9 protein-coding genes and 1 rRNA gene are annotated in these 7,015 nt (G+C 41.1%); all 10 read right to left on the bottom strand.

What is annotated here, in order from left to right; all coding sequences use genetic code 11:
• Positions 1–502: ribosomal RNA gene (locus K1I80_RS11705) — 16S ribosomal RNA — on the bottom strand; the annotation flags it as partial.
• A gap of 231 nt (positions 503–733) precedes the next feature.
• Entirely contained in the window at positions 734–1,993 is a 1,260-nt protein-coding gene (locus K1I80_RS11700; protein WP_223313995.1) for a glutamate-cysteine ligase family protein, read from the bottom strand.
• A gap of 247 nt (positions 1,994–2,240) precedes the next feature.
• Entirely contained in the window at positions 2,241–2,627 is a 387-nt protein-coding gene (gene rplQ / locus K1I80_RS11695) for a 50S ribosomal protein L17 (RefSeq protein ID WP_002894521.1), read from the bottom strand.
• An 11-nt stretch (positions 2,628–2,638) separates the two neighbouring features.
• A complete protein-coding gene (locus K1I80_RS11690) occupies positions 2,639–3,577 on the bottom strand; it encodes a DNA-directed RNA polymerase subunit alpha (RefSeq protein WP_002894519.1) in 939 nt (312 codons plus the stop codon).
• 45 nt (positions 3,578–3,622) lie between these two features.
• A complete protein-coding gene (gene rpsK, locus K1I80_RS11685) occupies positions 3,623–4,006 on the bottom strand; it encodes a 30S ribosomal protein S11 (protein ID WP_001118385.1) in 384 nt (127 codons plus the stop codon).
• Between the two features lie 19 nt (positions 4,007–4,025).
• The gene (rpsM, locus tag K1I80_RS11680; RefSeq protein WP_002894516.1) at positions 4,026–4,391 is read right to left on the bottom strand and encodes a 30S ribosomal protein S13; all 366 of its coding nucleotides are present in this window, start codon (positions 4,389–4,391) and stop codon (positions 4,026–4,028) included.
• 17 nt (positions 4,392–4,408) lie between these two features.
• The gene (rpmJ, locus tag K1I80_RS11675) at positions 4,409–4,525 is read right to left on the bottom strand and encodes a 50S ribosomal protein L36 (RefSeq protein WP_001808836.1); all 117 of its coding nucleotides are present in this window, start codon (positions 4,523–4,525) and stop codon (positions 4,409–4,411) included.
• 22 nt (positions 4,526–4,547) lie between these two features.
• Positions 4,548–4,766, bottom strand: coding sequence for a translation initiation factor IF-1 (gene infA / locus K1I80_RS11670; protein ID WP_001029883.1), 219 nt, complete (start codon positions 4,764–4,766; stop codon positions 4,548–4,550).
• A gap of 117 nt (positions 4,767–4,883) precedes the next feature.
• Positions 4,884–5,522, bottom strand: a complete 639-nt coding sequence (locus K1I80_RS11665) for an adenylate kinase (protein WP_223313994.1) — start codon at positions 5,520–5,522, stop codon at positions 4,884–4,886.
• A 173-nt stretch (positions 5,523–5,695) separates the two neighbouring features.
• Positions 5,696–7,003 (bottom strand): preprotein translocase subunit SecY, encoded by a 1,308-nt coding sequence (gene secY / locus K1I80_RS11660; protein ID WP_002907494.1) that lies wholly within the window; start codon positions 7,001–7,003, stop codon positions 5,696–5,698.
• Between the last annotated feature and the right edge of the window lie 12 nt (positions 7,004–7,015).

The following is a 7,015-nucleotide window of genomic DNA, read 5'->3' as shown; positions in this document are numbered from 1 at the left end:
TGGTAAGATACCGTCACAGTGTGAACTTTCCACTCTCACACCCGTTCTTCTCTTACAACAGAGCTTTACGATCCGAAAACCTTCTTCACTCACGCGGCGTTGCTCGGTCAGGGTTCCCCCCATTGCCGAAGATTCCCTACTGCTGCCTCCCGTAGGAGTCTGGGCCGTGTCTCAGTCCCAGTGTGGCCGATCACCCTCTCAGGTCGGCTATGTATCGTCGCCTTGGTGAGCCGTTACCTCACCAACTAGCTAATACAACGCAGGTCCATCTGGTAGTGATGCAATTGCATCTTTCAATCAATTATCATGCAATAATCAATTTTATGCGGTATTAGCTATCGTTTCCAATAGTTATCCCCCGCTACCAGGCAGGTTACCTACGCGTTACTCACCCGTTCGCAACTCATCCAAGAAGAGCAAGCTCCTCTCTTCAGCGTTCTACTTGCATGTATTAGGCACGCCGCCAGCGTTCGTCCTGAGCCAGGATCAAACTCTCATTAAAAAGTTTGAGTTCGCACTCATTACTGTCCACTGACAGATTTATTTTCGTTTTTTGACAGGTTACATATCTCTATGTCACCCTGCACTTGGTTCGTCTTGTTCAGTTTTCAAAGGGCTTTGTCTTTCGCGACAACTATATTAGTATATCACCTATACCACCCAACTGTCAATACCTTTTTCCGATTTTTTTAAATTTTTCTAGAATTTTTTATTCATCAGAGGCTAGCCTCTATTAAAGAGAGGGAAGATAAGCTTCCTCACCTAGTTGACGTGCTATTAAACCAGCCCTCGCCAGCTGAAGCAAACTCTCTGTGAATTCATAAATATGCTCTGTTTCGCTTGTGGTCAACTCTTTTTTAGAAAACTTTCTTCTTAAAGCTTTGTAATTCCGACCTTCCTCCTGAAAGAAGGGAGCGTCTTGTAAATAGGCTTTCACATTTTCCAAGTTTTCTAAAATACCAAGATGAAAAGCGGCAGAAGCAAAAGTTTTATTAAAAGGCTGGGTGCAGACGCTCCGAAACTCTACTGTCCCCCGTGTCGTCAAATCTTGATACTGGTAACTTCTATGATTCTTGAAGTCTGCTTCCCTTGGAGTCAAGTTTATTTTTTCACCTGAAAGGCTATAAGCCTCAATAGCTTTCTGACTCATGTATTCATTAGCAGCTATCGGATAGAAATAGTAGGATTTACCTTCCCGTTCAGCAGTGAAAACCGCTGATTTACTAAGATAAGCAAAAAAATCATCTTCTGTTTGAAAGTCTTTCGAATTAACGCCTGCATTTTCCTGTAAAATGCCATGCATCGATTGCTCCCAGAAAATATCCCGAGCTATTTTTGTATCCCAAGAAGAATCTGAAAACTCTGAATTGGCAAAGAGGTATGCCTTAGCGGCTTCAATTTGATTGAAGACATTGATAACAGTTAAATAATTTTCTCTTGAGACATCCAGCTGAACTTGACTCCCACAAATAAAAGCACCATATTCTGGATAATTGTGCAGACCATCCATGTTCTTTCCCATAGCTAAATACTGCATCAACATTTCATATCTTGGATACTTAACTGGACTATTATCATTTTCTGCCCAGAAAGGATGAATACCTTCTCCTTGAATTTCATGGTCTTCTTCGCGCAGAATTGGCTGAATAATGTTCAGATAGTTATTAAAACGCTCTTCAACTTCTTGAATTCTGGAAGCCTTGGCAAAAGCAAATTCCAAAGTATTGTAAGAAACCTCAAAAAGAATTCTGTCTTCATTTTTAGTAAATTTCAGTTGGATAGGATTCCCATCTCTATCAAATCGTTCTGCCTCAAAATCATACTCTTCTAACAGACGTTTCAAGAGATTTTTAGCAACATTTGTATCCGTCGCTCCGCCCTGGCAATTGACAATAGGAAATTCTAACTCAATGCCAATGTAGACAGTTGGATTTTCTTTAATATTCTTTAAATAGCGTTCTTTTAAAATTTGGATTGAATCAATCATTTCCATTTCCTATAAATTTTTGATAGTGTTAGAGTATTATAACAAAATTTCAGGTATTTTCCTAGCTTCATGCAAAAACGCCTGCTTACGAAATTGTTTTTGGCTTAAAAGCAATTTCGTAAACAAGCGTCTACCTATTATCAACTATATGATGAGTGTTCCCGCTAGGACAAAATCCTAGCGGTAGACCAGAGCTAGACTAAGAATAGAGCCTCTATTCCATCATCATAACACTCAACAAAGATTGATGATCTTATACTAATTCGATGATTGCCATTGGCGCAGCATCTCCGCGGCGCGGTTCAGTTTTCAGGATACGAGTATATCCACCGTTGCGCTCTGCATAGCGTGGTGCAATTTCAGAGAACAATTTTTGAAGAGCAGTAGTTGTAGTATACTTCTCTGTTGCTTCATCATAGTTTTCTGATGCGATTTCATTGCGTACAAAAGCTGCAGCTTGACGACGAGCGTGCAAGTCTCCACGTTTGCCCAATGTAATCATTTTTTCAACTGTTTTACGGATTTCTTTAGCACGAGCTTCAGTTGTCACGATTGATTCGTTGATCAGCAAATCAGTAGTCAAATCGCGAAGCATTGCTTTACGTTGTGAGCTAGTGCGTCCTAGTTTACGGTAAGCCATGTATTCCTCCTTTATTTATCGTTTTTTAACCCCAGACCGAGATCAGCAAGTTTAACTTTTACTTCTTCTAGACTCTTACGTCCTAAGTTACGAACTTTCATCATTTCAGGCTCAGATTTTTCTGTCAAATCAAATACAGTATTGATACCTGCACGTTTCAAACAGTTGTATGAGCGAACTGACAAATCTAATTCTTCGATGGTCCGTTCCAAAATGCGGTCATCAGAAGTCTTTTCTGCTTCCTTCATAACGTCCGCAGCGATAGCTACTTCTGTCAGGTTAGTGAAGAGATTCAAATGTTCCGTAAGGATGCGGGCTGAAAGTCCCAAAGCATCTTCTGGAATAATTGTTCCATTCGTTAAAATTTCAAGGGTTAGTTTGTCAAAACCATCGTTGCTACCAACACGAGCTGGCTCAACCTGGTAATTAACTTTTGTCACAGGCGTATAGATAGAATCCACCGCAAGTGTTCCCACTGGTGCATCATCTTTCTTATTTTCATCTGCAGGCACATAACCACGACCGCTATTGACAGTCATCGTTGCCTTAAAGCTTGCACCTTCTCCGATTGTAAAGAGATAATGATCAGGGTTTATAATTTCAATATCACTGTCTGTTAAAATGTCCCCGGCAGTTACTTCTGCTGGTCCTTCAACATCCAGTTCAATAATCTTTTCGTCTTGGACGTAAGATTTTACAGCAATCCCTTTGACGTTCAGAATAATTTGCATCACGTCTTCACGGACACCAGAAATTGTATCAAACTCGTGTAGCACACCTTCAATATTAATTGAAGTAACAGCAGCACCTGGAAGTGAAGCCAAAAGCACACGGCGAAGAGAATTTCCCAGTGTTGTACCATAACCACGCTCAAGCGGCTCTACTACAAACTTGCCATAGTCTTTATTTTCATCAATTTTTGTTATATTTGGTTTTTCAAACTCAATCATTTGCTATACTCCCTCTTAAACGAAAAGCAGTGTAACGGTTGGTGATTATACACGGCGACGTTTTGGAGGACGAGCACCATTGTGTGGTACAGGAGTCACATCACGAATAGCTGTTACTTCAAGACCAGCGGCAGCAAGAGCACGAATAGCAGACTCACGACCAGAACCTGGACCTTTTACAGTAACTTCAACTGATTTCAGACCGTGTTCCTGTGCAGATTTAGCAGCTGCTTCAGATGCCATTTGGGCAGCAAATGGTGTAGATTTACGAGAACCTTTAAATCCAAGAGCTCCAGCAGATGACCAAGCAATCGCGTTACCATGCACATCAGTAATCATAACAATAGTGTTATTAAATGTAGCGTGAATATGAGCAATACCGGATTCGATATTTTTCTTCACACGACGTTTACGTGTTGGTTTAGCCAAGACTTTTTACCTCCTTATATTATTTTTTCTTACCTGCAATCGCAACAGCTTTACCTTTACGAGTGCGGGCGTTATTTTTAGTGTTTTGTCCACGGACAGGAAGTCCACGACGGTGACGGATTCCACGGTATGAACCGATTTCCATCAAACGTTTGATGTTCAAGTTTACTTCACGACGAAGGTCACCTTCAACTTTAATCGCATCTACTTCACGACGGATAGCGTCTTCTTGTTCGATTGTAAGATCTTTTACACGGATGTCTTCTGAAACTCCAGCAGCTGCCAAGATTTTCTTAGAAGTTGGAAGTCCGATACCGTACACATAAGTCAGTGAAACGACTACACGTTTGTCATTTGGAATGTCAACTCCAGCAATACGAGCCATTTTTTCTCCTTTCTATCTTATCCTTGACGTTGTTTGTGTTTTGGATTTGCTGGGCAAATTACCATAACACGACCATTACGACGAATAACTTTACAGTATTCGCAAATTGGTTTGACCGATGGTCTTACTTTCATTTTTTCCCTCCAAGTTTTTCGATTATTTAAAGCGGTATGTGATCCGTCCACGTGTCAAATCATAAGGACTCATTTCTACAGTCACACGGTCTCCCGCTAAAATACGAATATAGTTTTTACGAATTTTACCAGAAACTGTTGCTAAAATCTGATGTCCATTTTCAAGTTCAACCGTAAACATTGCATTAGGCATTGTATCAACTACCTTGCCTTCAACCTCAATCACATCGTCTTTTGCCACGCAAAAGTACCTCCATAAATTTCGATTTGATCCCTCTGAGCACAGAGGTAACAATTATAAGTCAGACTAATTCATTGTATCACTACTTGTCAAATATTGCAAGCAGGAAAAACGCTTTTATTTCAAATTTATCAAGACTTTTTCGATAGCTGAGAAGACATCATTAATATCTTGATTTCCTTGAATATCATGGACCAGACCTTTGCTGCGATAGTGATCAATAATCGGCTGACCCTGAGCGATATTGACATCCAAACGACGTTTAACTGTCTCAGGCTTATCATCTTCACGCTGGTAATAATCCTCTTCCTTGTAGTCTGCTGGCGGATTAAAGACCTTGTGGAAGGTTTCGCCTGTTTCACGATGGATAATCCGGCCGCTCAAACGCTCCAGTAAACAATTAGGATCTACTTCGATATTGATAACGCCATCCAAAGCCAAATCAAGCTCTGCTAACGTTTGATCCAAGGCATTTGCTTGCTCAATCGTGCGTGGATAGCCATCCAAGAGGAAGCCTGTTTGCTTAATATCGTCCTGACCCAAGCGCTCTTTGACAATGCCGTTTGTCACTTGGTCTGGTACCAACTCGCCCTTGTCAATATAGGACTTGGCTAAGACGCCCATCTCTGTTTGGTTAGCAATCGCTGCACGGAACATATCTCCAGTCGAAATATGCGCAACATTGAAATGCTCAACGATTTTAGCAGCTTGAGTTCCTTTACCAGCACCTGGTAAGCCCATAATCAAAAGATTCATGATTGGTCTCCTTTTTTGTTTTTAAAGCAATCTATTAAACCGATTAATAAACTCGTTTAAAAACAAAATAGAAGGGGGTGAGTCTACTCTGTCCCCTTTTATTTTGTTTATTTTCGGTTCAAGAAAGGTTATCTGAACAAGCTTCTCATTAGAAAAGCTATTCAAAAGTTCCCTTACTCTGAAGTATCCATAAAGCCGACATACTTTCTCTTCAGCAGGTAGCCTTCTAGCTGTTTCATTCCCTCAATACCAGTTGAGATGATGATTAAGAGACTGGTTCCTCCAAGAGCAACGGCATCTGTCAATCCAAATACATCTTTAGCCAAGATAGGCAGGATAGAAATGAAACCTAAGAAGAGAGATCCAACTGTTGCCAAACGACGCAGCAGCTTAGACATGTAGTCTTCTGTTCCTTTACCAGGACGAACACCTGGAATGTAGGCTCCGCTCTTTTGCAGATTTTCTGCTGTCTTCTCTGGATTAATCTGTACAAAAGTATAGAAGAATGTAAAGAGGACAATCAGGAAGGCGTACATGAACATACCACTAATGGTCGTTGTTGCCAAAAGTGACTGAGCTGTCTTAACCCAATCTGCGTCATAGCCCAAGGCACTGACAACTTGGAAAATCGCTGCCGGTGCAGCTGTAATCGAGCTGGCAAAGATTACTGGAATAACCCCAGCTGGATTGACTTTCAGTGGTAGATAGGAGCTAGAAGGTGCACCCTTCGCTACTTTCGTATACTGAACTGGAATTTTATATTCAGCCTGCTGTACAAAGGTTGTAAAGTAAATGATAAGCAGGACTGCTACAATCAGAATTCCTACAAAAATGAAAGATGAAGTCAAACGATCACTAGGAATATTGACAAAGTAATCTTCATAAATACCTTTAATCATATCAGGGATAGCTGAAACGATACCAGCAAAGATGATCATGGAAACGCCATTTCCGTAACCCTTGTCTGTAATCTGCTCACCCAGCCAAGTTACAATCATTGAACCAGTTGCTAGAAGAACGCAAATCAAAGCGTAGGTCTGAACATTAGGATTGGCAACCAGATTAGCTCTTGAGAGAGTATCAAAACCAGCGGTAATCCCAATTGCCTGCACAAAGGCCAAAACTAGGGCGATATAACGAGTCGCTTGATTCAGCTTCCTCCGTCCCACTTCCCCTTGCTTGCCCCACTCTACAAACTTCGGAAGCAAGTCCATTTGCAGCAGCTGAACAACGATCGAAGCTGTGATATAAGGACTGACCCCAAGTGCAAAGACAGAGAAGTTGCGCATGGCGTTACCAGAGACCAAGCTCAGCATATTCAAGAATGGCAAATCATTCAAATTGCTTAAGGCTTTGGCATTAATCCCTGGAACCGTTATGGTTGTACCGATACGGAAAACTAAGATGATAAAAATCGTGAACAGAATCTTAGACCGTACCTGTTTGATTTTAAATGCGTCTTTTAATAGTTTGAAAAACATAGGTCACCTCGC

Source organism: Streptococcus sanguinis, assembly GCF_019929225.1.
Taxonomy (GTDB): Bacteria; Bacillota; Bacilli; order Lactobacillales; family Streptococcaceae; genus Streptococcus; species Streptococcus sanguinis_J.
This window is presented reverse-complemented; position numbering and strand designations above follow the sequence as displayed.

Bases quoted from the DNA above. Each gene is read 5' to 3' on its own strand.
- K1I80_RS11700 (WP_223313995.1), bottom strand. From the start codon at position 1,993: ATGGAAATGATTGATTCAATCCAAATTTTAAAAGAACGCTATTTAAAG.
- rplQ (WP_002894521.1), bottom strand. From the start codon at position 2,627: ATGGCTTACCGTAAACTAGGACGCACTAGCTCACAACGTAAAGCAATG.
- K1I80_RS11690 (WP_002894519.1), bottom strand. From the start codon at position 3,577: ATGATTGAGTTTGAAAAACCAAATATAACAAAAATTGATGAAAATAAA.
- rpsM (WP_002894516.1), bottom strand. From the start codon at position 4,391: ATGGCTCGTATTGCTGGAGTTGACATTCCAAATGACAAACGTGTAGTC.
- rpmJ (WP_001808836.1), bottom strand. From the start codon at position 4,525: ATGAAAGTAAGACCATCGGTCAAACCAATTTGCGAATACTGTAAAGTT.
- K1I80_RS11665 (WP_223313994.1), bottom strand. From the start codon at position 5,522: ATGAATCTTTTGATTATGGGCTTACCAGGTGCTGGTAAAGGAACTCAA.
- secY (WP_002907494.1), bottom strand. From the start codon at position 7,003: ATGTTTTTCAAACTATTAAAAGACGCATTTAAAATCAAACAGGTACGG.